Annotated in this window: 22 protein-coding genes; 5 read left to right on the top strand and 17 right to left on the bottom strand. The window is 56.4% G+C overall.

Annotated features, from left to right (window positions below):
- Positions 1 to 167 precede the first annotated feature (167 nt).
- From MNODULE_RS24015 to MNODULE_RS23945, 15 genes are all read right to left on the bottom strand, one after another.
- On the bottom strand, positions 168 to 674 hold the full coding sequence (locus tag MNODULE_RS24015) for a hypothetical protein (protein WP_168063737.1): 507 nt from the start codon (positions 672 to 674) through the stop codon (positions 168 to 170).
- A 4-nt stretch (positions 675 to 678) separates the two neighbouring features.
- Positions 679 to 1,866, bottom strand: a complete 1,188-nt coding sequence (locus MNODULE_RS24010) for an LbetaH domain-containing protein (protein ID WP_168063736.1) — start codon at positions 1,864 to 1,866, stop codon at positions 679 to 681.
- 855 nt (positions 1,867 to 2,721) lie between these two features.
- Complete coding sequence (locus MNODULE_RS24005; protein WP_168063735.1) at positions 2,722 to 4,065, bottom strand: putative bifunctional diguanylate cyclase/phosphodiesterase; 1,344 nt, start codon at positions 4,063 to 4,065, stop codon at positions 2,722 to 2,724.
- Between the two features lie 107 nt (positions 4,066 to 4,172).
- Positions 4,173 to 5,480: an alginate export family protein gene (locus MNODULE_RS24000; RefSeq protein ID WP_168063734.1), complete on the bottom strand. Its 1,308-nt coding sequence runs from the start codon at positions 5,478 to 5,480 to the stop codon at positions 4,173 to 4,175.
- A 284-nt stretch (positions 5,481 to 5,764) separates the two neighbouring features.
- Positions 5,765 to 7,126: an aminoglycoside phosphotransferase family protein gene (locus tag MNODULE_RS23995; protein WP_168063733.1), complete on the bottom strand. Its 1,362-nt coding sequence runs from the start codon at positions 7,124 to 7,126 to the stop codon at positions 5,765 to 5,767.
- Between the two features lie 9 nt (positions 7,127 to 7,135).
- Entirely contained in the window at positions 7,136 to 7,744 is a 609-nt protein-coding gene (locus tag MNODULE_RS23990; protein ID WP_168063732.1) for a histidine phosphatase family protein, read from the bottom strand.
- Positions 7,741 to 8,898 carry a glycosyltransferase family 4 protein gene (locus tag MNODULE_RS23985; RefSeq protein WP_168063731.1) on the bottom strand — a complete coding sequence of 386 codons (1,158 nt, stop codon included), beginning with the start codon at positions 8,896 to 8,898 and terminating at the stop codon, positions 7,741 to 7,743. Before MNODULE_RS23985 ends, MNODULE_RS23990 begins: the two co-directional genes overlap by 4 nt.
- Before the next feature lie 11 nt (positions 8,899 to 8,909).
- Positions 8,910 to 9,845, bottom strand: a complete 936-nt coding sequence (locus MNODULE_RS23980; RefSeq protein ID WP_168063730.1) for a phosphotransferase family protein — start codon at positions 9,843 to 9,845, stop codon at positions 8,910 to 8,912.
- On the bottom strand, positions 9,842 to 10,894 hold the full coding sequence (locus tag MNODULE_RS23975; RefSeq protein WP_168063729.1) for a glycosyltransferase: 1,053 nt from the start codon (positions 10,892 to 10,894) through the stop codon (positions 9,842 to 9,844). Before MNODULE_RS23975 ends, MNODULE_RS23980 begins: the two co-directional genes overlap by 4 nt.
- Before the next feature lie 20 nt (positions 10,895 to 10,914).
- Positions 10,915 to 12,165 (bottom strand): aminoglycoside phosphotransferase family protein, encoded by a 1,251-nt coding sequence (locus tag MNODULE_RS23970; RefSeq protein ID WP_320412510.1) that lies wholly within the window; start codon positions 12,163 to 12,165, stop codon positions 10,915 to 10,917.
- The gene (locus tag MNODULE_RS23965; protein WP_238339736.1) at positions 12,129 to 14,183 is read right to left on the bottom strand and encodes an alginate lyase family protein; all 2,055 of its coding nucleotides are present in this window, start codon (positions 14,181 to 14,183) and stop codon (positions 12,129 to 12,131) included. The genes MNODULE_RS23970 and MNODULE_RS23965 overlap by 37 nt, the downstream gene beginning before the upstream one ends.
- The gene (locus MNODULE_RS23960) at positions 14,183 to 15,463 is read right to left on the bottom strand and encodes a phosphotransferase family protein (protein ID WP_168063726.1); all 1,281 of its coding nucleotides are present in this window, start codon (positions 15,461 to 15,463) and stop codon (positions 14,183 to 14,185) included. Before MNODULE_RS23960 ends, MNODULE_RS23965 begins: the two co-directional genes overlap by 1 nt.
- Complete coding sequence (locus MNODULE_RS23955; RefSeq protein WP_168063725.1) at positions 15,460 to 16,620, bottom strand: glycosyltransferase family 4 protein; 1,161 nt, start codon at positions 16,618 to 16,620, stop codon at positions 15,460 to 15,462. Before MNODULE_RS23955 ends, MNODULE_RS23960 begins: the two co-directional genes overlap by 4 nt.
- Entirely contained in the window at positions 16,617 to 17,909 is a 1,293-nt protein-coding gene (locus MNODULE_RS23950) for a glycosyltransferase family protein (RefSeq protein ID WP_202882341.1), read from the bottom strand. Before MNODULE_RS23950 ends, MNODULE_RS23955 begins: the two co-directional genes overlap by 4 nt.
- 174 nt (positions 17,910 to 18,083) lie before the next feature.
- Complete coding sequence (locus MNODULE_RS23945; protein WP_168063724.1) at positions 18,084 to 19,202, bottom strand: ATP-binding protein; 1,119 nt, start codon at positions 19,200 to 19,202, stop codon at positions 18,084 to 18,086.
- Positions 19,203 to 19,815: 613 nt separating this feature from the next.
- Here MNODULE_RS23945 and MNODULE_RS23940 point away from each other — a divergent pair.
- The 5 genes from MNODULE_RS23940 (at position 19,816) to MNODULE_RS23920 (ending at position 23,849) form a co-directional block, all read left to right on the top strand.
- On the top strand, positions 19,816 to 20,982 hold the full coding sequence (locus MNODULE_RS23940) for an MtrB/PioB family outer membrane beta-barrel protein (RefSeq protein WP_168063723.1): 1,167 nt from the start codon (positions 19,816 to 19,818) through the stop codon (positions 20,980 to 20,982).
- A 162-nt stretch (positions 20,983 to 21,144) separates the two neighbouring features.
- Positions 21,145 to 21,816 carry a hypothetical protein gene (locus MNODULE_RS23935; RefSeq protein WP_168063722.1) on the top strand — a complete coding sequence of 224 codons (672 nt, stop codon included), beginning with the start codon at positions 21,145 to 21,147 and terminating at the stop codon, positions 21,814 to 21,816.
- Between the two features lie 76 nt (positions 21,817 to 21,892).
- Positions 21,893 to 22,165 (top strand): TMEM165/GDT1 family protein, encoded by a 273-nt coding sequence (locus tag MNODULE_RS23930; protein ID WP_202882340.1) that lies wholly within the window; start codon positions 21,893 to 21,895, stop codon positions 22,163 to 22,165.
- Positions 22,166 to 22,263: 98 nt separating this feature from the next.
- Positions 22,264 to 22,908: a CDP-alcohol phosphatidyltransferase family protein gene (locus tag MNODULE_RS23925; RefSeq protein WP_168063720.1), complete on the top strand. Its 645-nt coding sequence runs from the start codon at positions 22,264 to 22,266 to the stop codon at positions 22,906 to 22,908.
- Positions 22,905 to 23,849 carry an NAD-dependent epimerase/dehydratase family protein gene (locus tag MNODULE_RS23920; RefSeq protein ID WP_168063719.1) on the top strand — a complete coding sequence of 315 codons (945 nt, stop codon included), beginning with the start codon at positions 22,905 to 22,907 and terminating at the stop codon, positions 23,847 to 23,849. Before MNODULE_RS23925 ends, MNODULE_RS23920 begins: the two co-directional genes overlap by 4 nt.
- Here MNODULE_RS23920 and MNODULE_RS23915 read toward each other — a convergent pair.
- Positions 23,846 to 24,610, bottom strand: coding sequence for an Ig-like domain-containing domain (locus tag MNODULE_RS23915; protein WP_168063718.1), 765 nt, complete (start codon positions 24,608 to 24,610; stop codon positions 23,846 to 23,848). The genes MNODULE_RS23920 and MNODULE_RS23915 overlap by 4 nt on opposite strands.
- The gene (locus tag MNODULE_RS23910; RefSeq protein WP_168063717.1) at positions 24,570 to 25,970 is read right to left on the bottom strand and encodes an alginate export family protein; all 1,401 of its coding nucleotides are present in this window, start codon (positions 25,968 to 25,970) and stop codon (positions 24,570 to 24,572) included. Before MNODULE_RS23910 ends, MNODULE_RS23915 begins: the two co-directional genes overlap by 41 nt.

Genomic DNA, 25,970 nt, shown 5'->3' with positions numbered 1-25,970 from the left:
CATTCATCGACAGTCTGCCTCTGGCCAAGGAGAAGATGCTCGTCGCATAAGACGATCTGACAATCAGGAGAAACCAAACATCCAGGAACCCCAACATAAAATGTCAGATCAAATCTTGGTTTTTACAGGTAAGACACTCAGGTAGTCCATCCTGCCGTTTCGCTACTTTACTTATTATGACCAAGCGCCTTCCCCACTACGACCGCCGGAGACCATTCGCTTACCCGGCCTTCATCGAACACCGCCCGCACCCGACAGGCCAGCTGCCCCCATTGTAGGGCCAGTTGCACATTACGGTGAACAAACCCCTCTCTCCGCTCATTCTCCCCGGAGGCCACTTCGATCCGAAAGCATCGCGCGCTCTGGCGGCGAAGTCTCGGTGACACCCCTTCATTGGTCAGGAACTCCAGCTCATAGCTGGTCGCCCCCGGGTACTCTTTCCAGCAGAGTTTCCAGAACGTCGACCAAGCAATTCGTTTTTCGGGAAGGTCCCGAACTTCGTCTTCAAGGGTGGCGACCATCTCTTGGACCGGACGGGCCGCTTCCCCTCGAACCGGCAGCGCGACAAAGGAAGCGATCATCAACAACCATGCCGTTCCTGCGGCTGCCGTCACCAGGGGAGGCCACCGATGCGGCCTCCCCTCCCGAACATCTTTTTCCTTTATGACATCCAAGTCCTTACCATTCTACAGCGCCGAAGATCGTGTTATCGATCATCACGGTCCGGTCCGGCACAATGGTGCCTGGAGCAAGGTCGGACTGCTGGACCAAGCTCTTGAAACCGATCGTGACGCCGTCTGCGGCACGCGACCGGAAGAAGACCGACCAGGCCCCGATGGTTACACCGTCTCCGGTGACGGTGGAGTTGCCGGCAGGGACGGGGAAATTGGTCGGCCCGCCATGCACCACGCTGTGGTAGCCGTAGCGGCCCAGGTTCCCCATGTCGAGATGACTGTGCTCCAGGGCGTGGAAGGTCGTCCGATCTTCCATGGCGGCAATGCTGCCGACGTGGAAGGGCTCCCCTTCGTCCGCCCGAAGGGAGATCTTGCTTCCCATCACCATCGCCAGATGATTCATGTTATCATGCATGATGATATCTCCGATGATCCGATTGCGGAATTTCGGGTTCTGTGTGGAGGTTCCGGCGAGGGTCGGGAGGTTGCGGGCGGGATTAAAGGACATATTCCCGGGATCGTAGTTGATTCCCTTAATATTTTTTGGATCCTCGGCCGCGAGAACCTTGTATTGCGCAGCGAAGGCCACATTGACCTCGATCACCCCCTGCATGAAAAGCCGGTCGGCATCGCTGACCGGGACCGTCTCGGTGAGGACCTCCGCTTGGGTGGCGACGTTCTTACCGGGAAGGACCTTTCGACCGGAGGGGATTCTTACACCTGGCGCGACGCGGGCCAATCCCGACACCATGGCGTCTTTCTCAATGATAGCGCCGTCGACCTCGGCATTGAAGCTGACAAAGGAGGGGCAGACAGCAACGCTGCCGGGGCAGATCCCTTCTCCTCCAAGGCTTGCAGGCCCTTTCACCGTGGCCCCATGGGCCAAGATCACCTGCTCACCCATCGAAACCGCCCCGGCCGTGGCATCAACGACCGCGCTGTCCTGAACGTCGCTCTCCGCGCCGATATGGATAGTAAGCGCAGGATCGGCCCCGGCGCGCAGTTCGGCGAAGGGAGCCACATAAACAGAGTCGCCGAGGTGGACCTTGTCTGCTCCGGTAACAGTGGCGGTGGGGTCGACAAAAGGAGCATTCAGAGGGGGCGCCCCCTGCTTGGCCTGCACAGGCATTCCCCATACTAAAATGAGACCCATGAACACGAAATAAGAAATGAGCATCGATCGTTTTGGCATGATATGGATCCTCCTCGAATGATTGTGTCGGTTGTGTTAACGCTGAAATGCAAGTTTGACGGCTCTCCGCTGTAACGGGATAACGAAGCCCGTCCATCCCTAAAATAACTCGGCTCATCAGAAATGGGCGACTATACAGGACCCCATTCGGTCCGGAAGCGGATCGCAGATCTTAGACCGAAGCAGACCGAATCCGACCCTGGACAATCATGGAAAGATTGGATTGTCGCAATTAGAATCATTTGCTGATCGTACTCCCTTTCCTAACAAAGAAAGAGTAAGACTCCCCGTTCACAACCAGGGCCTGTCTGGTTCATCAGGGTGGGATCCTTTCACTCCGGCGAATGAAAGTGCCAGAAACAATATTGACGTCTTCTTGGGCGACTTCCTCGGTTCAGTTGCTGCAGAAACATCTCCATCGTGTCTTCGGACCGACGAGTAAACCTGCAGACAGTGGCCAGCCCTCGCCGAATCTCTTAACGCAGACCGTGGTATAAGCAATCGGTATGCCGCAGAAATGTATCTCGCTTCCTCCAAAAACCGAACCGCTATTTCTGGACAGGTAAGGCGCCCCGCCCAAAATCTAGATGGAGGTGCCGGAAAACGAGCGCTTTTAGAAAACCATCTGATGTAAATCTGGCAGCTTCCGGTCGTTGATGACCGTCCCACAGCATTAGGCCGGGTAATCGGCGAGCGGAGGAGTGTGGCCAAATAATGTACGCTGGTTTTTTGACAGTTTCCAAATTCATAAAAGAATGAGCCGAAGAGCGGCATGAGGCAATTTCTAATCCCCCCTGCTGGAATCTGATCACGCCACACCTCCGGCCTTCCACCTCATCACGCTATGCTGCTCGATCATTTCCGGCATTTCCGGGAATCACCCGAGATCCCCCTCAGCAACTTCGTTACGTCATCCGCAGGAAGCGGAGAGCTGAAGAGAAAACCTTGGATTGCATCACAACCGTGAAGACGCAAAGAATCAAGCTGGGTTTCTGTTTCAACCCCCTCTGCAACGACTCTTAATTTCAGCCTGCGCGCCAGATCGATCATGCCAATGATAATGGCCATGCTGTCCTGCTTGCCGGAGGTGTCGACAAGGAAAGAACGGTCCATTTTTAAGACATCGATCGGGAAACGCCTCAGGTAGGTCAAGGAAGAATACCCGGTGCCGAAATCATCCATTGCGATTCGTATTCCCATCTCTTTCAATTCAAAAAGTGTCGCGATGGTTGCCTCGATGTTCTGCATCATGATTGTCTCGGTGATTTCGAATTCGAGATCGGCCGGATTGACTCCCGTCTCCTTTAACACCCTCTTCACTGTTTCGACCAGAGATTTCTGCTGGAGTTGGTAGGCGGACAGATTGATCGCAACCCGAATCGGGGGGAGACCCGCCCACTGCCATTTTTTATTCTGCACACAAGCCGTCTCGAGTACCCGTTGTCCGAGCAGGCCAATTAGCCCCATTTCCTCAGCTAAGGGAATAAAACGAGAAGGGGGGATCACGCCGATACCCGGGTAATTCCAACGAGCCAAGGCTTCTACACAGACAATCTTGCCTGTCATTAGGTCAAGCTGAGGCTGGTACTCCAAAAAAAGCTCGTTCCTCTGCAGTGCATCGCGCAGGCCGCTCTCCAGGGTCAGCCGTTCCAGAATCGCGGCGTTCATCTCCGCCGTATAAAAGTGGTAGCAATCTCCTCCCTCCCTCTTTGCCCACATCATGGCGCTGTTGGCGTTTTTAAGCAGGGTCTCCGCTTCATCTCCATTCAGAGAAGAGAGCGCGATCCCGATGCTTGCGGTGATTCGAAAATCGACCGTCATGATTTGATGATCCTTCAGTCTGTGGGGCCCTGACAATTCCTCTCGGACCTTCTGGGCCGTTTTTACAGCCTCTTCTGCTTCGGTAATATGGGCCAAGATCATAACGAATTCGTCGTCGCCGACACGCGCAACCGAATCCCCTTCCGACAGGATCCCTTTGAGACGCTCCGAGATCGATTGCAGCAAAAGGTCGCCGAACAGAAATCCCAATGTCTCATTGATCAGATGAAATCGATCAAGATCGAGCGACAATACAGCGACTTTAGAAAATCGGCGCCGCGCCCGCGTCAATGCCTCATCCAAACAATCGTGCGCCCCAACACGATTCGGAAGGTCCGTCAGGTAATCATGATGAGGGATAGAGCGGATTCGTTCCATAGAAGCCTGTCCTACACAAGTGGGGCGACTTTTCATCTTCAACGTCGGGCCTCCCCTTTTCTACCCGAAGGCTTAAACCTTACTCAAGATCGGTATCACGAACATGATCAGAATAAAATTCGAACAGTCATCTCTCCGGAGTAAGCGCTGTCTGAACCGGGAAACGCCTTCCCAGGAATGAAAGCAGCCGTCGAAATTTCCACCCGTGCCAAACGAGAAATCTTCAATCCTACGATAAGGTCCACCTCATGGCCAAGATCTTTCGATTTTCCGGAGGGGTCCTTTTTAATGCCGACATCCCGGAGGGTGTGATTCGGCGCCAAATGTGAATAGACAAGCGAATAGGAGTAATAGACAAAATCCAAAGAGGTCTTTTTAAAAGGGATGATTCCGAGTCCAAAAGTTCTGATCCTCATATTGCTCAGTTCCGGATCAAATAATTCGCCATAGTACTTGAATTTCACGGCCCCATTGAATTTTCCCTGGTTGTCCTGAAGCCCGGTTTGCCGGAAGCTTCCGTCCACATCATCCAGCGGATTAGGGTCGCCCGATCCAAAGGCATAACCGAGGGTGATGGAGGGCTCCATCCATTGATCGAAAAGGTAAGTCCAGCGCAAATCGGCCCCATACCCTTGCAGCTTCACAGAACCATCCCGCCCTGAAATGGAAGCGAGATCCAGCCAATACTTTTGGTTCTGAAAAGATTTTCCTCTCCAGGAAAGTCCGACGAATTCGGGATTCTGGTCTCCCCCTGGACTGTGCCGGGCAATCCAATACAGTGCAATTTTGTCTCCCTTACTCGGCTCATAGGCGGCATAGGCAACATAGTTTCGTATTCGATCCTCTGGATCCTCGGGATCAAACAGGTTCGAACTGACGGAGAATTCCAAGGCAAAAAGGTCTTTATTCAATTTAAGGCGGACGGCGTCGAGGTTTTCATCGTAGATCCATTCCCGTGAATCGGCAAAACGTTGTCGTCCCACCTGTAAATCAATTGCAGGGAAAACGGCACCCCTCCAAAGGATGTATCCTCTTTTGAGTCGGACTTTGGTTTCATCGGTCGTTTGCCCTTCCCCATCCATAAAGAAGCGCTGATCGGTCAGCCGCGCCTCCGCGAATATTTCAATATCGGTGCGTGGAATGACCTCTGTCGCAAGGCCCAATGTAGTTTCAGTTCGATTCTGGTCGTCTTCCTTCTTATTGTTTAGATCGCGATTGCTTCTTCTTAGAACACTCAATTGCATCTTTGCTCCTATCGAAAGATGCGGCGTTACCTCGAATCGTAAAGCAGGTGAGGCGTCCGGATCCAGAGAAGCGCTTGAGACGGTTTCTTCGGCAGCGGGTTGGTCCGCTTCCGTGACAGCCGGTTGAATCTCCCTCGCAAAGGCAAATGGACCTTCCATCAAAAAAAACAATCCAATCAGCGGAAGTATAAACGTCTTTGTCGATTTGATCTTGACGGTCTCCTAATTTGAGCTTTCCGAAGCTGATAGAGCCCGGCATAGCATCCAGTACGCCGAAGGAGTTCTTCATCGGCGCTTTGCTCAATTATAGAGCATCATTCTCGACACCATCCGCACGAAATGTTCTCGCGAATGGCGCTCCGGAGAAGACGAATCGTGGAGGGCGACCCGTCGGTTGAAAAGGCTCACTTGATGGAGACCCTACAGGCGCACGATGAGCGACCAGACCCACTCTTTTAGTTCCTTATGATCGCCGCATCAAAACGCCCTCGCTCCAACGTCTCCCTGGCACAATGCAACAAAGCCGGAGCAAGGTCTTCCAACGCCGGCGCACAGTGCCTGATGCAGGTTTTGAGCTGTCGCCCGACAAGGAGCGCCGCCAAATACCATGCATAGGTTCGATCCGGAATGGCGGTTCCGGACAGCTCCTCGTATGTTCCTGGGAATCCGGCGACGGCCTCTGCAACTTCATTCATTCGGGCTCCTTCCAGGAGTGCCAAGAGCAAAAGACGACTTCCAAATAACGCAAGATCATAGGCCGGATCCCCCAGGGAAAGGCTGTCCATATCAATGAAGGTCAACCCGTCGGAGTCAAACAGAATGTTGGCGGCGTGAAAATCTCCGTGGATCGTCATGACACGGCTGTCGGGCAACAGCCCAGCCTTCTGAACCAGTAGGCGGTAAACATTCTCAAGGGACGGCCCGAGCGGAGATAATCTCTGAAGGACGACCGGCATGATCTTCTTTTCCAACCTGAGGAGAATCTGATTCGAATCATTCAGTGGAAGATCCTCCATCCCGATCTGATGGAGGTTTGACAGATCGAAGGCGGCCATCTTCATCAACGGGCTCAGGGAGATCTCTGAAAAAAGATCACCAATGGTATTGCCCGTGATGAACGATTCCCAACGGATGCCCTGTTCGTCCTCCAACCCGAGCGGTTCAGGAATCCTGAATCGCCGAGAAGACCACCCCCAAAGGCGCATCAAATTTCGATGCGCCGTTACAGTCGATTCACTCGACGCGACTTTTCCGACAAACGTATAATCTCCCTCCGAGAGGAGATACCGAAGCGCACACCGTCTCTCCGGATGGTAGTTCATCACATCCCAGCGAATCGGTCCGGGTTTAAGGAAACGGCGGATGCATCGACCCAACCCGCTTCTCAACCTCCCCTCATCCGTCATCTTTTGAAGAGCGCGAAGGGTCGGATCTTCAGGAAAAACCCACCCGACTGCATTCCAGGAAGGAAAATGAATCACACGGACGCGATTCGTCACTGCGGCGAGCTTCTCCCGGTAATGCTTCGCGCTCTCGCCCTGCGGTAGAAAAAACACCGTCAAAATTGTAGGGTCTTCTTTCCCGTAGAGCTTGTAAACTACCTGGAACGACCTCTTGAAGTAATACCTCACATTGACGATTTCACATCGGTCGGGAACGCAATGATCCCCGAGGGTGCCCTTCAGGTGGGAGAGGACATGCGCCTGATCATAAAACTCATCAACCTGCCCATAAAAGGGATCCGGGGAAACGTTCCGATGGGTTTTCCCGAAGGGACTCCTCGCTCCTCGCTGTAGGTGGTTCCATTTCACATTCATCCGATTTCCTTAAAACCCCTGTACCACAAAAGACGCAGACGAGATGCAGAGCTCCCCGTCGGCCTCCACCCTGTATTTCATTTGAAGCAGAGACCCGTTTTTAGGCCGATAGGCCGGTTGATCCAGAATCGATTTGAACGGGACGCGACGAATCACCCCCTCCAGCATTCTATTGCTCCAAAAATGCCCGACGACGGCGACGTTCTTCCCCGCTCCCAAATCCGATTCCAATCTGCCGCGGAAGCAGACGGCCCGGAGATAGACATCAAAGAGGCTCTCCCCCTGAGGAAGCCGAGAAACACGATACTGCTGGATGACATTCAGCTTGTGCTTCGACTTACATAATCCCTGCCATCGGCCGTAGTGAAGTTCTCTCAAATCTTCTGCCGTGTAGACCGGAATGCCTCTTTTTTGAGCAAACGAACTGATCGTCTCCACCGCGCGGGTCAGCGGGCTTGAATAGATGATATCAATCCGTTCGTTCTGCAATGCGAGGTCAATCTCATCTGCCTGCTTTTTACCGGTTTCGCTCAGTGGAACGTCCTCCCATCCCAAATAGCGCTCGCCGTTCCATTCCGTTTTCCCATGTCGGATTAGGAAAATCCGCCCCTCCTTCATCCCGCGTCTCCCCTCCGCAGATCCTCGTAAATCCGGTCGAGCTCCATCCCCGCCCGTTTCCAGGAGAAGTCAGCGGCCCGCGCAATCCCCCTCTCTCCCATCTTTCTCGCCCGCTCCGGATTTTGAAGCAGAGAGACGACCTCGGAGGCGATCGCTGCAGGGGAGCCGGGCGGAACCAGCCGGGCCGTCTCACCGGCAACGACCACCTCCGGAATCGCGCCGACGCGCGTCGCCACGATCGCCCTTCCGGCCGCCATCGCTTCGACCAAGACGAGACCGAATCCCTCCCATCGGGAAGGGACGACCAGTACATTTATGAGCGGGTATATCTTCGACATATCGGCGATGTATCCTGTAAAGATAATCTCCTTTTCGATCCCGAGCTCCTGGGCAAGACGCTGCAATTGAACCAGCCGCTCCGCCTCATCAGCGGCGCCGATGACGAGGAAAAGGGTCTCCGGAACCTGTCGGAGGATGGTTTTTGCCGCGTAGATAAAATCGTCCTGGCCCTTTTGTTCCGAGATCCTTCCGACGACCGCGACGATCGGGCGGTCCAACGGAAGGCCCATCTCCCCCTTGACCCGCTGCGCATCCTCCCGGGGCTGAAACCGGGAGAGATCCGCTCCATTGAGGATCACATCGATCCGCTCCCAGGGAAGGCCGACTCGTTGCACAAGGTGCTCCCGGACCGACTCCGAGCAGGCGATCAACCGGTCCGAGAAGCGATCTAAAAGTCGATCATAGATGAGACTTCCGTCCCGCTCCCATTTATCGTCGTACTGGTTGTGATAGTGGGCGACGATTCTCACCCCCCGCTCCCTGCATAAAACTCCGGCGAGACGGCCGTAAAGATTCGGCTTGTACGAGTGGGTGTGGAGGAGGTCGATTCGATCCCGCAGGATCCATTCGCAAAGCTGCGCCACGACCTGAAACTTTTTTTCATCCCGGTCCGGGGAAAAAATAGGGATGCCGAGACGGCGAAACCGCTCCGCCACCTCTTCCCGAACGTCGGCATGGTCGGAGTACCGTTTCAGGGTATAGAGGGAGAGTTCATAGCGCTCCGGCGGAAGGGCCTCCAAAAGATGGTAGACGGCGGCCGGGACCCCTCCCAGGCCAATGCTGTTGATCACATGCGCCACCTTTAACCGTTTCATCGTTCGATCTCTCATCGCAGCGCCCGCTCGGCTCGAAAGAGGAGGCCTTCCACCTTTTCCTCCCAATCTTCCTCTTTGAGTCGAAACCGCTTGCAGGCAAGCCGCAGAAAGGTAAAAGCGCGATAGAGCGGCACCCTTTTCAGAAGATCGGCCGGCTGTAGGGAGAAATACCCTTCCAGAAATGCATCGATCGAAGAGGCGGCGCGCTCCGGCAGACGGGTCGTCAAATAGACGATAAAATTCCCGACGTCGAGGGCCGGGTCCCCCTTTGCGAAGAGGTCCCAATCGACCAGCCAAACACGATCATCTCCATAAAAGAGCTGTCTTAGATGAAAATCGCGGTGGATTGGGGCATGCGCTCGGTGATCGACCACTCTCTCTTCCCATTCGTGCAACGCCTTGAGGATCGAATCGATGCGCGACCGATACGAAGGGATCTGCTCTGCAAGGAGGAGAGGGTGGGGATGAATAAGATCGATGAGATGATCAGAAAGCCATCTGATCTCTCCCACCGGGACCGCCCGTGCATGGAGGCCGGCAAGCGCCTTCCCGGCGAGGACAAAATATCGACGGCTGTTGGGCAGAGTGATCAGTTCGGGAAACGGGACCCCCTCGACGAATTGTTGAACCGCGAAACGCGCCCCCGGATCATAATATAGAGAGCGAGGAACTGCCAAAAGAGAGACCGGTCGTTGATGCTCCTTTGACAGCGTCTCCATGACGCGCGAGGTCTCCTCTCCTCTTTCATCCTGATAGAACTTCGCAACGCAACAAAATAGCGGCTTGGAATGAGCCTGCCTCCCCCGGGGGAAGAACCGGTATTGAACCACCTTTCGTTCACCCGGGGTCTCGCTGAGAACCTTCGCAACCCATCGGACGGGACGGTCTCCGTCCATCTTGATCCGCTCCAAGATTCGTTTGGCGGCGCCGGCCAGATTCACCTTCATCGATCAATACACTCCACAATGGCCTCCGCCGCTGTGCGGTTGCCGATGACCATCCGGTCCGATTCGTAGTTTCGCCGGATCTGTTCCAGAACCGACGCCGACGCGCAGAGACGAGAAATCTCGGAAGCGACCGTCGATGACCGCTCTGGAAAGACGAAGGCAAGCCCCTTCTCCTCCAGGGATCGAACCCGCTCCTCCTGATCATCGAACTTCCGGTCGCTGGGAAGGAAAACGGCCGGCGTCTTGGTCAGGCGGATCTCATTGACCGTGTTGTAGCCCCCTTCGGCGATGACTATATCCGACAGGGCGATCAGATCGATCAAATCCGGTTCATATGAGACGATCTCCATTCTCTCCAGGGGGCGGAGGGAACCCTTGAAATTCGGCCCCGTCACGACCAGATGCCTCAGGTTCGGCATTTGCGGGCAAAGTCGCCGGTGAACCTCGAATACCGTTTCGAAAAAAGATTCGGCATGGTCCGCAAATCCTCCTCCTCCCGTCGTTGAAGTGAGGAGATACTCTCCCTCTGCGATCCGGTATTTCGTCTTCAATGCCGATTGCGTCTCTTTCCGCGGAAGCCGGACGATCGGCCCGACATAGATACTCTTTCGCTGAAGCGATACAGGAAGATCGACCGAGAACTCCTCCGGCAGGTGAGGAATGACGATCCGGTCGACCCAATCCAGCGCCGGGTTATCAAAGATTTCCGCTTGCCTCGATTCCTTTGATTTTCGCATTACATAGACCCGCCGCAGGAAAGGGGAATCGGGTTCACACCGAATCTCTCCGGAAAGGAGGGTGTCGTAAACCAAGACGTCCGGCGAAAACGAGAGAACCGCATCGTGCCAGCGTGAGCCTCTATCGGGATTCTCGACAAAGAGGCGGATGTCTGGGTCCCACGGGGCCGGCGGAGCACTTCGGGTGTAAAAGAGGATTTCCGCAGAGGGCCGCAGAGCGCGGATCTCCGCGGCGATGTTCCGACCGCGCATCAGATGTCCCATTCCCCGACGATTGTGCAACTGAAACAGAAACCGACCTGGCGATTTCAACGGCTTATCTCCCGCACCACTCATATTTGTTGTCTCAACGCGTGAAGTTGTTCGACTGCGTATCGGAGCATCGCCGGATGAAATCGATTTTTCTTGAACATCAGCGCAAGGTAATAGATTTCAGCACAGACCCGACACCAGATCAGTCTCTGTCGACAAAGGGTTTCCCCCGCACGCTTCTGATATCCGTCTAAATAGGCAGCAACGCCGTCTTCGAGCAAATCCGCCTTCCCCCCGTTTGCGCCGATGATCCGCTCTTCAAACAGAGGGACATCATACTTCAAAGACGCCGTCAGCATCGCGAGCTCCAGGTACGGATCCCCTTTTTTGCAGAGGTCGAAATCGATCAGCGACCAGCGGTCGCCTTCTCTTAATACCTGGGAGCAGACAAAGTCGCCGTGGCAGAAGGTGTACGCCGCCGGATCGACCTTGGGTACATTTCGCAACAGGAGGGCCAGGGTTTCCCTGAGGAACAGCTCGAGCGCCGACTGGAAAAAAGCGATCCAGTCGATGTCGTCGCGAAGCTGTTGGATAAACGCGTTTAAATCCCATACAGGAACCTCCACCGCCCGAAGTCGATGGAGATCCCGATGCAGACCGCCGAGCCCTTCCAGCGATTCCCGGAAGTTTCCGGAATCGAGCTGAGAAGCCAGGTCGCGACCCGGCACTTCCTTCTGAAAGAAAAGGGAGCGATCTTCGTCGATCCCCCGCGGCGCAGCCACGGAGAAGGGCGCACTCGAACGGGCGACCGCTAGATAAACGGCTGCCAGCCGATCATACGCCTCCCGCAGCCGCGACCGCCGTTTGAACTTCCCAATGGCGGAGGACCCGTTCCCCGACAGGGGGACGAGTCGAAACGTCAGCCTCCGAAGAGGGACATACCGAAGAATATCGACACGGTGAGCACTGCGATCCATTCCGCCAAACAGGGAGGAGAGCGAGTTCAAATATGGGTCCATCGGGAAGTCGCAAAACTCCATCCGATCGGTCTTGGCCGCGTAGTGAAGCATGCGGGCTCGAAAATCGATCGTGCCGGTTTGATCCCATGATTGCAGCGACCAGTAAAATCGGTCCAATGTCCATCCACCGTCCAGTCGCCGCTTCCCTTTTATTTCCGCATGGACCACAACCTTCTCCCCTCTCTCCCGCTTCTTTTGAAGCAGGTCGAAGAGTCCCTCCTCGTTTAAAGGCGCTTCAAACCGCCGGAGGAAGGGATAGAAAGGATGTCCCGATTCTATAAAGGGGAAGAAGTCGACCGGCCGAACGACCACTCGACCTCCTTCGGTGTTTCGCTCCGCCAATGAGGAACTCCTTCGATCTGGATCGACTCAGCTCCGTGGGCCAGGAGATGCACTATCTTTCCACTGCGGTTCTGTCGAAAGGCCAAGAAGCCGCCTCGGAAAACGAGTCGATCGGTTTGCAAATACGCCGTTCTTTTATCCGGGAAGAGATACCAATCATGAAAGGGCTCACCTCCTTTCATTCCGTCCACACGAAAGAGACAACCCTTTTCCGCAGGGGACGCTGCCTGATTCATCGCGGAGATGAGAGGTGACGGAGAGGCGGTCGGCGCCAGCACGGTCGTAAAAGAGAGCGACTGCGCCGCAGTCCGGGTGATCCGGATCACCGGGGCCCTCCTTTTGACGCCGTATTGACGGGAAACCCATCCCGATTCGATCGACAGCGCCGCATCCGGCGCCCGGTGCGACCGCACCTGCAACAGCGGGGTTCGGACGACCCATTCCGTTTCACTCGCCTCGGAATAGACCAGGCCGTCCCACTTCTCGGATAAATGGAAGGAGAGCGCACAGTTGTGTGGAACCCCATCCTCGATTTCAACATCGTCATGGACAAAGAGATATTCCCGGCACATGTAAATAAACAGTCTTGTATGCCGGGGGGAATACTCCGCGCTTCGCGCCTGGGCCGACACCCAGTCCGATTCCATTCCAATGGAGAAGGCCTTCTCCGCGATCTCCACCTCCGGCCCATGTTTGGTCCGGGAGAGATAGCGGGTCTGATCCTTTCCATCGATTGAGACGGTATTATGGAAGGCGGTGCTCTTGAATCTTCCGCGCCAATCGATTCCCTCCGGGTCGGGGTCGGACGAGTAGGTATACCGGCCCGGGTCGATGATCGCCGGCTCCCCGTTCACGTAGTAGCAGAAGCTGAAGAGATCGTAATGGCTGTGGCTTCCCTCCCCCAACAACGCGCAATCGTAAAAGACATGCTGACGGCGCGCGTAAGTCGCAGGATCTTCTCCCCAACCGTCCGAGAAAACAAAATATCCTGATCGGCTGAAATGCCGGGAAGGCGATTCAGGGGGGATCCCTTCACGCCCGAGCGTGCCTGCCCAAAGAAGACGGTCGTTGTGAAAGAGCCGTCCTCCCCTTCTTAGCAGTTCAAGATGATCTCCATTGTCGGAGTCGTTGATCAGAGGGATGTCGCCGTTCGGCCATTGCATGTACATGCTGAACGCGAGGGCCCGATGCAGCCGATCCAGAAGGAGATCGTCGAGAGGGAAGCAGTTCAATCGCGCCCACTCTATGAACGAGAGGGCGGTCTCCAGGACCAACTGATGGTAGTGCGTCGAGAGTTCTACATGAACGCCGTCTCCAAGGAAGTCGGTCAGCAGATTTTCGGTCAGCTTCTTCCCCCCCGTCTCAAGAAAATCGGAATGAAGGCGAAACTCCGGAAAGACGACACCGACCAGGAACACGGAATACAATTGAAAGGTTCGGTGGTTGCGGACCGGCTTCAGATGTGTGGAAATGTAGCGCGTCTCCTCGGCAATCCGCGCGAGCCACCTTCGCAGAAAGCCCGCCGTCAGAAACGGCTCGCAGGGGAGTCCCCGCAACAGCAGAAACGAGTTCACCCAGTGTTCGATCCGTTTCGCCTCCACCTGGGCGTCGCTGGCGGCAATGTATCCCGACCCCATCTCCTCCAACCAGGAATCGATCAGAGAGATCCACTTCTTCAGGTAGACCGGGTCCCGATCGTGCCGATAGGCTTGAATGAGGTCAACCGCGAAATAAAACTTATGTTGCGCGATCTGCCACTCCTTATCGTGGCTCGGACTCTCCTTCCACGAGAATCCGTCCCGAAGGGTGACCTCCTCGCCGATTAAGTCGAAGCGGTTCTGGACGATCTTTTTGGCGTTCTCCAACTGCGCCTCCGTCGCCTTCGGCGGATCGGGACAGGCCACATTCCGCCGCGTCAGGAAATGACGCAGGAAAACATCCGGCGGCATGCAATCGATTTTGTCGATGAAGACGCATTGCGATTCCATCACGGTCCGAGCCTCGGTTTTTCATTTGCGAGTAGGTCAAGCTCCCTCAGAGCTTTTGCATTTCTCTCATCCGAGGAGTCTCCCCTCAAGACCTTGCGGCAAATCTTTATCAGGCGTCTGACTTGAATGAACCGGTGAATCAACTTCAGATCCAGTTCGGAGCCCTTCTTGCGGCGGTACTGCGCGATAAAGAAGAGGGCCTCTTCTTCCCCTTCCGAGAAGCTGGCCAGGAACGACGCGAGATCCTTCTCTTGCGGTCCCAAGACGGCGCTGTCCCAGTCGAGGACGGCCAGTCGCCGATCCCTCCCCCTGTCGGGATAATAGAGAAGGTGTTTGGCGGAAAAGGAGTGATGAATCGGCTGCGTGTTGGTCTGATTCCTCTGGATCAAATCATCGGCGATCTCTTCGACCATCGGTTGAACAACGGCGGCCACGCCGGGGGCGCGGATTTCAAGAAGGTCCGTGAGAGCGGAGAGCGCACCGATTTCCCGGTGCGGGCTCCATCGGGGCAAGCCGGGGAGTGTTGTCTGATGAAGCTCAGTCAACAGCATGATGACCTCTTCATAAATGCCGGTCTTTAATTCTTCACGACGCTCCGGCCCCAGCCGATCGATCCTAACACCGGGAAGGTAGTCGTAGAGGAAGAGATAATCGCGGGAGGAATATGCGACGATGCGGGGAAAGAGGATTGTCTTGTGAAGTCCGGCGCGGTCCATCCATTCCAGCTTCTCCAGGGAGACCCTCCACTCCTTCGGCCGGACGGCTTTCAGGATAAACTTTCTTCCCGTCTTCTCTGAAACGACGAGAAAGGTCGCCCTCCGCCCCGGGTTGTAGAGGAGCCGCTGCATGCAGAAATCGCCGTCTTCGGGAAAAACCTCTCCAGCGCAACTCTCCCAGGCCGTCTCCTGAAAAAAACCTGGAGAGGAATGAAGTCTTGCCAGGATCGGGAGTTCCGGATCTTCGGGGTAAGACCAGAAGCGGATCGGGCCTGCGCCGAAGAGATCATCGTCGAGGAGATATTGAAAAACCCACTCTCTCGGGCAGACGATCCGGCAGCCGGGCCCCTTAAATTCAAGGAGCAACACCAGGAAAATGCACTCCTCTTCATATTTCTCCTCGGCCAGGGAAATTCCGGTGAGAGTCTCCCCACTTTCTTGAAAAAGCCCCTGAAGGGAATGCAGGAGTTCTCCTTGGGCGAGAGTGCGTTTCATTTCCTCAAAAGACCGCTTCCGCAGCCAGACAGGGGGCCCCGCAGTTGCCTTCCCGACAGACAGACTCATTCCTCTCCTCCTCCCATGAGAAACAACTCCTTGAGCCGTTCCACATTCTCCGAAAGGGAAAAATCCTTCCGAACCGTTAGCAGGGCGGCGGCCGTCAAACGGGTTCGCAATTCCCGCGACGCAAGGAGGTCCTCGATTGCATCGGCAAGCGCCTGCGGGTCCTTCTCGCCGACGAGGAGCCCCGTCTCCCCGTGCCGGACGATTTCAGGGATGCCGGAAACGGGGGTTGAAACGACCGGCGTCCCGAGAGCCATCGCTTCGGGAAGAACGGTCGGGAGCCCATCGCGATCGCCATCCTCGCTGACGATGCACGGCAAGACGAAGACCGACGCCCTTCGCACCCATTCGATGACCTCGTTTTGGGTCCGGGCGCCCAACAGGAACAGATCCTTTTCGAGAGAATACATCTCGATACGCTTCTCCAAGTCAACCCGCTCTTCCCCTTCTCCAATCAGGATGCACCGGAACGGCTGGCCCTTCTCTTTCAAAATTCTGCAGGCGTCGATCAACACATGAAACCCTTTCTTTTTTACCAGCCGTCCGACGCCGACGATCAGCTCGGGAGCTTTTTCCTGATCCGTCGGCCGCAGCTGTTGCAGATCAACGCCGTTGTAGAGACGGACGACGCGCCCTTCCCGCGGTGAAATCAGCCCTTCGAGATACCGCTTGTTGAATTCGCTCACGGTGACGACGAAGCGGGCTTTTCCGATCATCCGACCGAGGGCTTTTCCGTCGACGCTCTGATGGTAGATATCCCTCGCATGGGCCGTGAAACTAAAAGGGATGCCGGTCCACTCGCTCGCCAGCGATGCAGCAGCGGCGGCCCACGTCGCGAAATGAGCATGAATGTGATCGATTCCTAAGCGGGCGACGAGGGAGGCGATCCGCTCCGCTTGGGCCGAAAGAGAAACGTCCTCCTCGGCAACGGATCGGATCGCGGGTGCTGCGGCTGGGAGAATGGAGAGATAGTGAACCGGCGCCTTCAGGTCTCGGTACCTCTCGTGCGCGATCTCTTCTCCGGACGGCTTCAACGCCACGACGGTGATGTCGAACCCCTGCCGTTGCAACGCCAGCATCTCATTGAGGATGAATGTCTGGGAAAGACGCGGATAGCGCTTCAAGAGATAACAGACTTTGAAAGGGGGATCTTTCCTCATCCTTCACCTGACCTGCTGACGGGAAGCGGCCGAACATAATCACGCAATGGCGCGGGACCCGGACGATCCAACCGGGACACGGTCCCATCTCCATTTTCCGCCGACTCGGAGGGGGATAAAAACCGCAAGACCCCATCCCGAATCCGGGAAAGCGCTTCCAGTTCCAAAGGGGATGGGGAGGGAGACCCGGCTTTCTGTGGGCCGAGTTCCTCCAGAAGCGCGCCGGCCAGCGATTGCGGAGTGAGGCGATCGGGATGAACCATCCGGAGGAGTCCGAGCCGGGCCATCCGCTCCGCCCGGAGGAGCTGCTCCTTCACCGGGTGAACCCGGGGGACCACGATCGCCCGCTTCTTCTGGGACAGGATCTCGCAGACCGTATTGTATCCGGCCATGGAAAGGACGACATCAGCCGCCTCCATGTAGCTCATCAAATCGTCAGTGAACTCGGTGATCTGCACCGACGGCCGTCCGGCCGCCGCTTGGAAAAGCTCTTTTCTCTGCGCTTCCGGCATCTCCGGCCCGCAGACGATCAGACTGCGGATTTTCAGGCCGGCCGGGAGATGCTCCAGGCCGGAGAGATAGGTCTTCACTAGGCGGTATCCATCCTCCCCTCCTCCCGGGGTCACCAGGACCAGCTTCTCATCCCTCAATTGGATCTCCTTCCGGACGGCATCCCCCCCTTTGAGGCCGACCTCCCGCCGGATATAGCCGCAAAACCGCACCTTCTCGGAGACGGAGGGCGACAGCCGATACTCCTTTCTGAGATCGAAGACCTCGGGCGAGCCGACCACGAAGACGCGGTCGTAAAAGAGACGGACCGCCTCTTGGTATCGATTCTGTTTCCACGTCTGGATGGTTGCCTCCGGGCTGTCGAGAATATCCCGGAGCAGGAGGACCAGTTTGGTCTCCGGGAGATGTATCCTCAGATAATTCAGCACCCCTTTCAATTCTTTCTTCACCCCGTACGGCTTCTTGTCAACCAGGAAAAGGTCAGGCCTGAAGTGGGAAACCGCGGAAAGAATCAGCTCGGATCGGAGCCGCATCGTCTCCCCGATGTCGGTGCCGAGGTACTTGACCGAATAACCTTCCCGATCGGTCCTGCGAAGACAGGGAAGTTTGATGTAGTCGAGCCGCTGCGGAATCCGGAACGTATGAACCATCGGAGAGCCGGAAACAATCAGGATCGAGAGATCGGGGATGGAGTCGATCAGATATTTGCAGATCGAGAGCATTCGACGGATGTTCCCCAGGCCAAAGGTGTCGTGCGAGTAAACCATCAGTTTTTTCATTGTCTTCTCACCCTCAATGACGAGTCGTACACCGGTACTGTTGAAAGGAGTCTATTCTCTTGGGCTTGGGCTGTTGGGAGAGGAAAGCGCTAGCCTCTGAATGAAAAATCTTAAAGGCGGTTTGCCGGTCCGGGCGGCGGGGGATTCCCCGCCGCCCGGCTGTGACAGGTTGATTTACCCGGGTGTCTCGGCAAGGTCCGAAACAGACGGGTTGTCGTCGCCGCTCACCCGCACGGCGCTGTCGTCGATGACGGTCGTTCCCGCGGGAGCGGTGCTGTCCACCATGTCGGAGATAGATGGATTGTCGTCAAAGCCCCTCGCGGCGGTGACGGACTGCACGAAGACATCCGTATGCTTGGGAAACTCGCCGGTAATGACTTTAGCAAGAGGCGTTCCGTGACGCTCATCCTTGGTCCGACCGTCTAGATACACCGGTCCCATGCACTCGCCCCGATCGACGACCTCAGAGGAGCACTGTCCCACCTCTGCCGACAGGGCCTCCGCGCTCGATCCGGCCAGTGCCGCGTTGAATGCTCCCGACAGATCGAAGAGAAGAACGGCGTCAAGCGCCGTCGATCCGGCGGACGAACTCTGAAAGGGAACGGTCACCTCCCAGCGGTGATCGGTGACGAAAGTGAAATCTTTACAAGAAGAGAATCCCGCGGCCTCTGATCCGACGCCGATCACCCCCTCGATCCAGACGCTCGGCCGGCGCTTGACATCAGTATTCATAATGAGATTCTTGAAGGCAGCCGAATCGGTCACGTTCAGGATAACCATCGGCGTTCCATCGTCATTAGTATCGTCGACCCGTTTGATCCGATACTTGACGCCGCTATAGTTCCCCTCGGGAACGTCAACCGTGATCGCCTCCCCGACGGTGTCGTCACTGTTCGTCAGATCAAGCGCGAAGGGGCCAAACTCCGGGCTCGGCGTCGTCGACGGCTCCCGGTTGAATTCGACTTCATCTAGAATGGCGTATGCCTGTTTTACCCAGATCTTGCCGCCGGAGACATCAAAAGAGGTCGGGGCGTCCGAAAGGCAAGAAGCCGGCTGAGCAAAGGCCTGCCGGGGGGCTAGGCTCCATCCCTTTCTCAGGAAATTCGACGCAAAAACGGGTTTCGACGACACATTCCCATTCGGTATTGCCGTCGCCCCCACCTTCTGAACCGACGTGATCCCCAATGTCGGCGCGATCGCGTCAGATCCGCCGTCGTCACTCCCTCCACCGCCGCAGGCGGCGACGGCGAGCCCGATCATAGCGACACCAAAAAACTTCAATGCGATTTTCATTGTATGGCTCCTTATTTTAAGTAAAATCGAATCCCTTTTACCGTCGATGATCAGGAAAGATTTCTCCCAATCTCAATGGAGGGACGATAACTTCGCGTGGATACCTTCCCACTGCCGGACTTCAGAAAGCAAACAGCATGCCGACCTTAGAAACATAGCTGTATGACCTGCTGGGATCGGCCACAATACCAGGAGAGAGATGCCAATCCGACGGATAACAAGAAAAATACAGGCGATGGCTCGATCCGCTTTAAAACACGCGGATCCCTTCGCTTAGCGAAGCGCTCGTGATTAACGGATTCCCGGCAACGGTGCCGAAAATCCGGCAGTCCTCACCCGCTTTCCCCACCTTATGATTAAATGAAAATAGACGATTTCCTCATCGCCGGGTCGCCTGAACCTTGCACCCCCTACCTCTATTTGGGGGATTTGCCCCAGTCATGGGGCAAATCCCCCAAACGCCCGGTTCAAAGGAAAGAAAAATCCTATCGAAAACAGATGAAGATGCCCGCGAAAGTATGATTGACCCCAAAAGCGACCAACTGATCGTTGAAGATTCCCCTCGCATGGCATAGCAATTGCGTAACCAGAAAATTCGGATGGAGAAAATACCGTGGCGAAGATCGAAGAAAGAGACCGAAACATTAAGGCTGGCGGCCCAATGGCCGGAACCGATACCGGGACGGAGGATAAGGAGAATGGGGGTCTCAGGGTGACGGCGAAAGAACGGTTCAAACAATTTCCCGACGAAGAGAATCCCGCCGGATCTTTCAAACGGTCCTTTCCCCACCGGCCGGGGCAAGGAAGAAGGGGCCGCTCATTCGGACTCGCGGCGGCGCTCAGTCTGATCCTTCTGGCAGTCCCCGCGCTTGCTGAAGAAGGCTCCACCTCCAAAGAGACAGAGAAGAAAAAACACGCATGGACGGGAGAAATAGAGACCGGCCTCATCTACGACAGCAACGTGTTTCAGGCGAAGAGCAAAATTGAATCGGATCTGATCTGGGAGTCGGCTTTCTCTTTAGCCTACCGGCCGCGGAAGACCCGATGGAGCGGGGCGGCCGTCCTGAATCGGTATCTCCAAATCCAGGAGCTCAATTACTCGTTCTTCGAAGTCGGCGGGGAGCGCCCATTTGGAGAAAAATACTATGGGAGTCTTTTCCTGCAATTCTCGCCGCCGGCCTCCCTTGACAAAGAGGACCCGACCCTCCCGACCATCGAATTAAGATCGGCTGGATTCACCGCGCAGATTGACCGCGATCTCACTTCCTGGTGGAACACCGGCCTCTCCGTCACCTATAACCGCCTCGATTACAACGCCGACTTCGACGCGAAGGACACCGACCTCGTCAGACTCGGCCTTCCACAGACCTTCCGACCGGCTCTCTCCTGGCGTTTATCGATCGATTATGCTGTCGAAGCCGGATCGGCAAAGGGGGGCGCCGTGCCGATCGATGGAGAAGCCGTCCGACAGGACAATGCCTCCTACCGGGCCCAGGCGGGGGGGGTCCAGATCAGTTATCGGTTCGCCTCCCCGCTGATGGTACGGCTGCGGTATCGCGTCCGGCAAAAGGTCTTCACCACCGACCTCCCCGAAGATGTCGAGCCGATCCACGCCGGACGGCGCGATACCAACCATCTTCTTCTCATCGGACTGCGTTACCAGCCTTTCCCCAAGATCCTGATCCGCGCCCGTTCCGAATATCTCTGGAGAAACTCCTCCGATTCCGCAGTGGAATTTAAAGAGACACTCTACGCCGCTTCGCTCGCCTATTTTTTTTAAAGCTGCCGAAAATCCGGCTGTGAAGAGGTCGGAACTGCTTTTTTTCCATCATCCGAAACCGTCCATGCCCCCGACATCTCGTCCCTGGAGCGGAAATCGCGCGGCACTCCAATTGCAAAAGACAGGTCATGGTCACAATTCAATCCACAAGGAGGAAACAAAATGATTCGATTCAGAGGAAAAGCGATACTGGTTGCCGGGGCGCTGTTCGCCCTTTTTGGAACGGCTCCTTCTTTTTCTGCAGGGCTGGACGACCGGGCCGACGATCCGAAATGGAGAGGAGACGGAACGATCGACGACAACTCGGCCCGCTCCGTCGCCCCGGGAATAAAAAAACGCGGGGATGGAAGCATTGACGATTCCCAGCCACTATCCGCAAGGGAATTCGCCCCAGGTACCCTTAAGAATGAGACGGAAAGCCGATCGGCCCGGGAGTTCGCGCCGGGGCTCGTCAAACTGCGCGGCGACGGGAGCGTCGATGACAGCCAGCCAGGCCATGATCCGGATGGGCGGACGCGCCGGGGAGACGGATCGGTTGATGACCATTCGGGCCGACACGGACGAAGCGAAGACCACTCCCATCGGGGACGCGATGACCGGGGACTCTTGACCCGGGACGAAGATCATCGGGATCATCGCTTCGAAGAGCGCACTCGGGAACGACACCGGGAATCGGAAGATCGCAGCCGATCGGAAACGCGCATCGAATCCCGAGACCGCGATCGGACGGAGAGTCGTCAGGAGATCCGATTGGAAGCCAGAACGCGCTCCGAGTCGAGGGAGAGATCCGATCGGGAACGGCACCGCGAACGGGAGAGAGAAGACCACAGATAACCGAAGCGTTTATATCCGACACAAACAAAAATGACGCCCTGAGATGGCGTCATTTTTGGTATTCGAGGAGAAGGAAGTGCAGAAACTGGTGATCGTTTTCATAACCGTCTTTTTGGCCGAACTAGGGGATAAAACACAGCTCGCAACGCTTCTCTACGCGGCGGATCAGAATACCGATAAGACCGCGATTTTCTTCGCCGCCGCGGGGGCCTTGGTCCTCAGCACAGGCATTGCGGTCATCGCCGGAGCGAAGCTTGCCTCGATCCTCTCGCCCATTGTGTTGAAGGCGGTCGCCGGATCCGGATTTATTTTAATCGGCCTCTGGATGCTGCTCCAAACAATCCGGTAAGAGCGCCGATTCTTCGGGGCGGTAAACAGCGCCGTCGAAAAGACCCCTTGGGCATTGAAGGGATCGAAAATTAAAAATGGTGAAAAACGGGAGCGAACATGATCGAAACGAAACGGTCTCTCTATAGACAATTAAACGCGGCGCGAAGAGACGCTAAACCTTTAGCGTTCGGATCCCCGCGCGCGACCGTCACGATCCCCCCAATCTCTTCTCTGAAGCGGAGACTGGCGCGACCCTTCGTCGCCTTCGGGATCTCTCCCAACGCGGTCACGGGTTTGGGTCTTGTTTTCCTTATCGGCATTGCTTATGCTTTCAGCATTCAGCACTTTCTCCTCGCCACCGGGTTCATCGCTCTGAACGGCTTCTGCGATCTGATCGACGGCGCCGTTGCCAGACAATCGAACGCCGAGACGCCGCTCGGCAAGCTCTTCGACCGGACCGCCGACAAGATCAGCGATGCCGTCATCCTCTCGCTCTATCCCCTCTTCATGCAGGTTCCCTTTCCATTGGGGGTTTATGTCGTCACGACGACGCTGATTTCCACCAACATCTCATCCAATATCGAAGCCGTTTTCCATCAACCTATCAGCGACGCCTTGTCGCTTCGCGCCGCCCGCTATGCGCTCCTCATCGCCCTGACCCCCTTTCAGCAGTTTTTTCTTCTTTTCATTCTCCTCTCTCTCCTCACAACGTATTCGCTGATCCAGAGGCTCCTCACCGCATGGAGGCTTTCGATCCGATGAACCGTCTCTTCCTCACCGGGGGAACCGGATTTGTCGGAGGGCGATTCATCGACCGATACCACCGACGGTTCGGTATCACGGCGCTGGTAAGAGGCGACTCCCTTTCCGGAAAAAGGGTTCGAATCGCAACGGGAGACCTCCTCGATGCCGACAGCCTGCTCTCGGCGACAACGGGCTGTGACGCCGTTCTCCATATCGGGGGGGCGACGCCCAATCGGGCCTACGCGGCGGGAAGCTTCAACGCCACGACTGTCGGGACAAGAAACCTCATCGCCGCGGCCCGCGCCCATGGGATCAGACGCTTCATTTTCGTCTCCTCGCTCTGCGTTTTATTTCCCGGGAAGGGCCCCTACGCCCGATCGAAGACCGAGGCCGAGGAAGCTGTGATGCGCTCCGACCTGGAGTGGACGATCCTACGGCCGGATACGATTGTCGGACACGGAGCGAAAGACCTGGGAAGGACCTTGCGGCTCTGGAAATCGGCGCGGTACATTCCGATCATCGGAGACGGGGCCTACACTAGCCAGCCGATCCATGTCGATGAAGTCTGCGCCGCCCTCGCCTCCGCCCTTGAAACGTCGGCCTCGGTAGGCCTGGCAATTTCGCTCGCGGGGAAAGATCTCGTCCCTTTCAACGAATTTGCGAGGCGGTTCTGCCGCGCGCTCGGAAACAACCGGCGCCGTTTTGTCCACATCCCGAAATGGTTCGTCTATCCGCTCGCCGGGATCGCGTCGTTTGTCCATCCACAATGGGGGCTGAACCCCGAGCGGGTGAACATCATTACCGAGCCGCACACGGTTGATCTTTCTTTGATGAGAGCGGTTCTCCGAATTGAACCGATGCCGTTCGAGGAGGCGGTCCGACTCACCGTGAACCAATGGCTTCGGGGGAAAACCGCCTCTTCGGAACCCCCGGAACACCGGACCGCTATTCTCCCCTAGCGAATAGGCGGCTTTTCCGTTTTGAACCCCCAGACCTGATTTATCTCGAGGGGATTTCCGGCCAGATCTTTCGCCCCGGTGGTCACTGTGGCGGTGTAGCTTCTGTCAAACTCCAGCGGGCCGGACGGCGTAAAGGTCGCCGTCAAGCCGGCGTAGGAGACCGTTCCGGTCGCCCCTCTGTCCAGAAAGAACGTGCCGGTCGTGATCGTATTCGGGTCCATCTCTTCGCTGAACGTTACGGTAATGGCGGTGTTGGAGGAGACATCTTTCTCATCGGGTCCCGGGGTGGTAGAAATAACCGTCGGCGGAGAGAGATCCGCGGGGGGGGCGGTTGTGGAGAGGGTTCCGGTTGTAAATGTCCACAGGTGGTTCTCTTCGAGGGAATTCCCGACCAAATCCTTCGCCCCGGTGGTGACCGTGACGGTATAGGTGGTCGAAGGAGCCAGCGGGCCGGACGGCGTGAAGGTCGCCGTCAAACCGGCGTAGGAAACCGTCCCGGTCGCCCCTCTGTCCAGGAAGAACGTGCCGGTCGTGATCGTATTCGGGTCCATCTCTTCGCTGAAGGTCACGGCAATAGCGGTGTTGAGCGGCACATCGGCGGCGCCCGCCGCCGGTTGGGTGGAGTGGACCGTCGGAGGAGGACCCGGGACGATCCCTCCGCATCCGGCGAGCATCAGGCAGAAGAGCAGCGACACGGAAAGCGTCGTCGAACGGCTCCCTTTAGAAAGAGACCTGTATTTTGAATTCCGTGAAAAACGCATTTTCTGATCCTGGAAATGCTTTTCCCGGCATGAAGATGCCCGAGTAAAGCGCCATTTGAACATTACGAATGACCTTGGTTCCGAGGATGAGATCGACCTCCTGACCCAGATCCCTCGACCTTCCGGAAGGTCTTCGCTTCACGCCGGCGTCGCGGAACACATTGGGACGCTCGAGATAAGCATAGACCTGAGAGTAGTAATGATAGACAAGATCGATGGAAGTCTTCGAATAGGGGATAATTCCGACGCCGGCGGTCCCGATAATGATATTGCTCAACTCCGGATCGAACAGTTCCCCGTAGTAGTTGAATTTGACGACGCCGTTGAACTTCGCTTGATTATCCTGAAGGCCGGTCTGCTGGAAGTTCCGATCGATCCGGTCATCGGGGTCCGGGTCCCCCGATCCGAAGGCGTAGCCGATTGTAAAAGAAGGCTCGATCGGCGAATCAAAGCGGGAGGTCCAGCCGAGATCGAATCCGTATCCCCTCAGCGCCTGAGAGCCGTCTTGTCCCGAGACCAACGCCGCCTCCAACCAGTAACGCTGATTCTCGATCGACCTCCCCCTCCAAGAAATACCGAGGAACGTCGGATCACGGCCCGCTTCGCTCCGATCCCGCCGGGCGATGCCGTAGAGCGACACCTTCTCTTTCTGTCCGGGACGGGTGGTGGCGTAGAGGATATAATTTCGCATCTCATCTTCCGGTTCCTCCGGATCAAGAAGGTTGGTGCTGACGGACAATTCCAGATCGAGAAGATCCCCCTTGACCCGCATTCGGACGGCATCGAGGTTTTCATCATAGAGCCATTCCCGGGAATCGGAAAACCGCTGACGTCCGATCTGAAGGTCGGCGGAGGCGATGGGAAAACCGCTCCAGAGAAGATATGCCCTTCTGAGACGGATCTTCGACTCTTCAAGAATCAGCCCCTCCCCGTCTCCGGAAAGGCGCCGACGCGACAGGCGCGCTTCTCCGAAAAGCGCCAGGCCTTCCCCCGGGAGGGCCTGGGCCGCCAGGTCGATAAGCGTTTCCAGGCGGGTCTGATCATCCTCGATCTCCTCCGCCAGGTCCCGATTTTCCCTTCTGAGAGCGCTGAATTGAAGCCTCGCCCCCAGAAAGAGGTCCGGGGCAATCTGGATCCTCAACGAGGGGGAGGCATCCGTATCGAGGGGAGGAGGCTCTTTCTTTTCAACCGAGTCGGTCAGAACGGACCCGTCACGACCCTCATCGACCGCTAGAACAAGGGAAGATTCGATCAAAAGAAGCATCGCAATCAGGAAGGAGGCGATCCGGCGCGTTCTTCTCTTTTCTAAAAGGGAGCGCGCGTGTTCAGCGAACGGAGGGACCGGGTGGTTCGTGGGCAT

The sequence above is a fragment of the Candidatus Manganitrophus noduliformans genome, assembly GCF_012184425.1.
Classification (GTDB): Bacteria; Nitrospirota; Nitrospiria; order SBBL01; family Manganitrophaceae; genus Manganitrophus; species Manganitrophus noduliformans.
This window is presented reverse-complemented; position numbering and strand designations above follow the sequence as displayed.

Excerpts from the sequence above, each read along its gene's own strand:
- MNODULE_RS24010 (WP_168063736.1), bottom strand. The coding sequence starts at position 1,866 with ATGCCAAAACGATCGATGCTCATTTCTTATTTCGTGTTCATGGGTCTC.
- MNODULE_RS24005 (WP_168063735.1), bottom strand. The coding sequence starts at position 4,065 with ATGGAACGAATCCGCTCTATCCCTCATCATGATTACCTGACGGACCTT.
- MNODULE_RS23995 (WP_168063733.1), bottom strand. The coding sequence starts at position 7,126 with ATGAATGTGAAATGGAACCACCTACAGCGAGGAGCGAGGAGTCCCTTC.
- MNODULE_RS23990 (WP_168063732.1), bottom strand. The coding sequence starts at position 7,744 with ATGAAGGAGGGGCGGATTTTCCTAATCCGACATGGGAAAACGGAATGG.
- MNODULE_RS23985 (WP_168063731.1), bottom strand. The coding sequence starts at position 8,898 with ATGAAACGGTTAAAGGTGGCGCATGTGATCAACAGCATTGGCCTGGGA.
- MNODULE_RS23980 (WP_168063730.1), bottom strand. The coding sequence starts at position 9,845 with ATGAAGGTGAATCTGGCCGGCGCCGCCAAACGAATCTTGGAGCGGATC.
- MNODULE_RS23965 (WP_238339736.1), bottom strand. The coding sequence starts at position 14,183 with ATGGAATCGCAATGCGTCTTCATCGACAAAATCGATTGCATGCCGCCG.
- MNODULE_RS23960 (WP_168063726.1), bottom strand. The coding sequence starts at position 15,463 with ATGAGTCTGTCTGTCGGGAAGGCAACTGCGGGGCCCCCTGTCTGGCTG.
- MNODULE_RS23955 (WP_168063725.1), bottom strand. The coding sequence starts at position 16,620 with ATGAGGAAAGATCCCCCTTTCAAAGTCTGTTATCTCTTGAAGCGCTAT.
- MNODULE_RS23950 (WP_202882341.1), bottom strand. The coding sequence starts at position 17,909 with ATGAAAAAACTGATGGTTTACTCGCACGACACCTTTGGCCTGGGGAAC.
- MNODULE_RS23945 (WP_168063724.1), bottom strand. The coding sequence starts at position 19,202 with ATGAAAATCGCATTGAAGTTTTTTGGTGTCGCTATGATCGGGCTCGCC.
- MNODULE_RS23935 (WP_168063722.1), top strand. The coding sequence starts at position 21,145 with ATGATTCGATTCAGAGGAAAAGCGATACTGGTTGCCGGGGCGCTGTTC.
- MNODULE_RS23925 (WP_168063720.1), top strand. The coding sequence starts at position 22,264 with ATGATCGAAACGAAACGGTCTCTCTATAGACAATTAAACGCGGCGCGA.
- MNODULE_RS23920 (WP_168063719.1), top strand. The coding sequence starts at position 22,905 with ATGAACCGTCTCTTCCTCACCGGGGGAACCGGATTTGTCGGAGGGCGA.
- MNODULE_RS23915 (WP_168063718.1), bottom strand. The coding sequence starts at position 24,610 with ATGCGTTTTTCACGGAATTCAAAATACAGGTCTCTTTCTAAAGGGAGC.
- MNODULE_RS23910 (WP_168063717.1), bottom strand. The coding sequence starts at position 25,970 with ATGCCCACGAACCACCCGGTCCCTCCGTTCGCTGAACACGCGCGCTCC.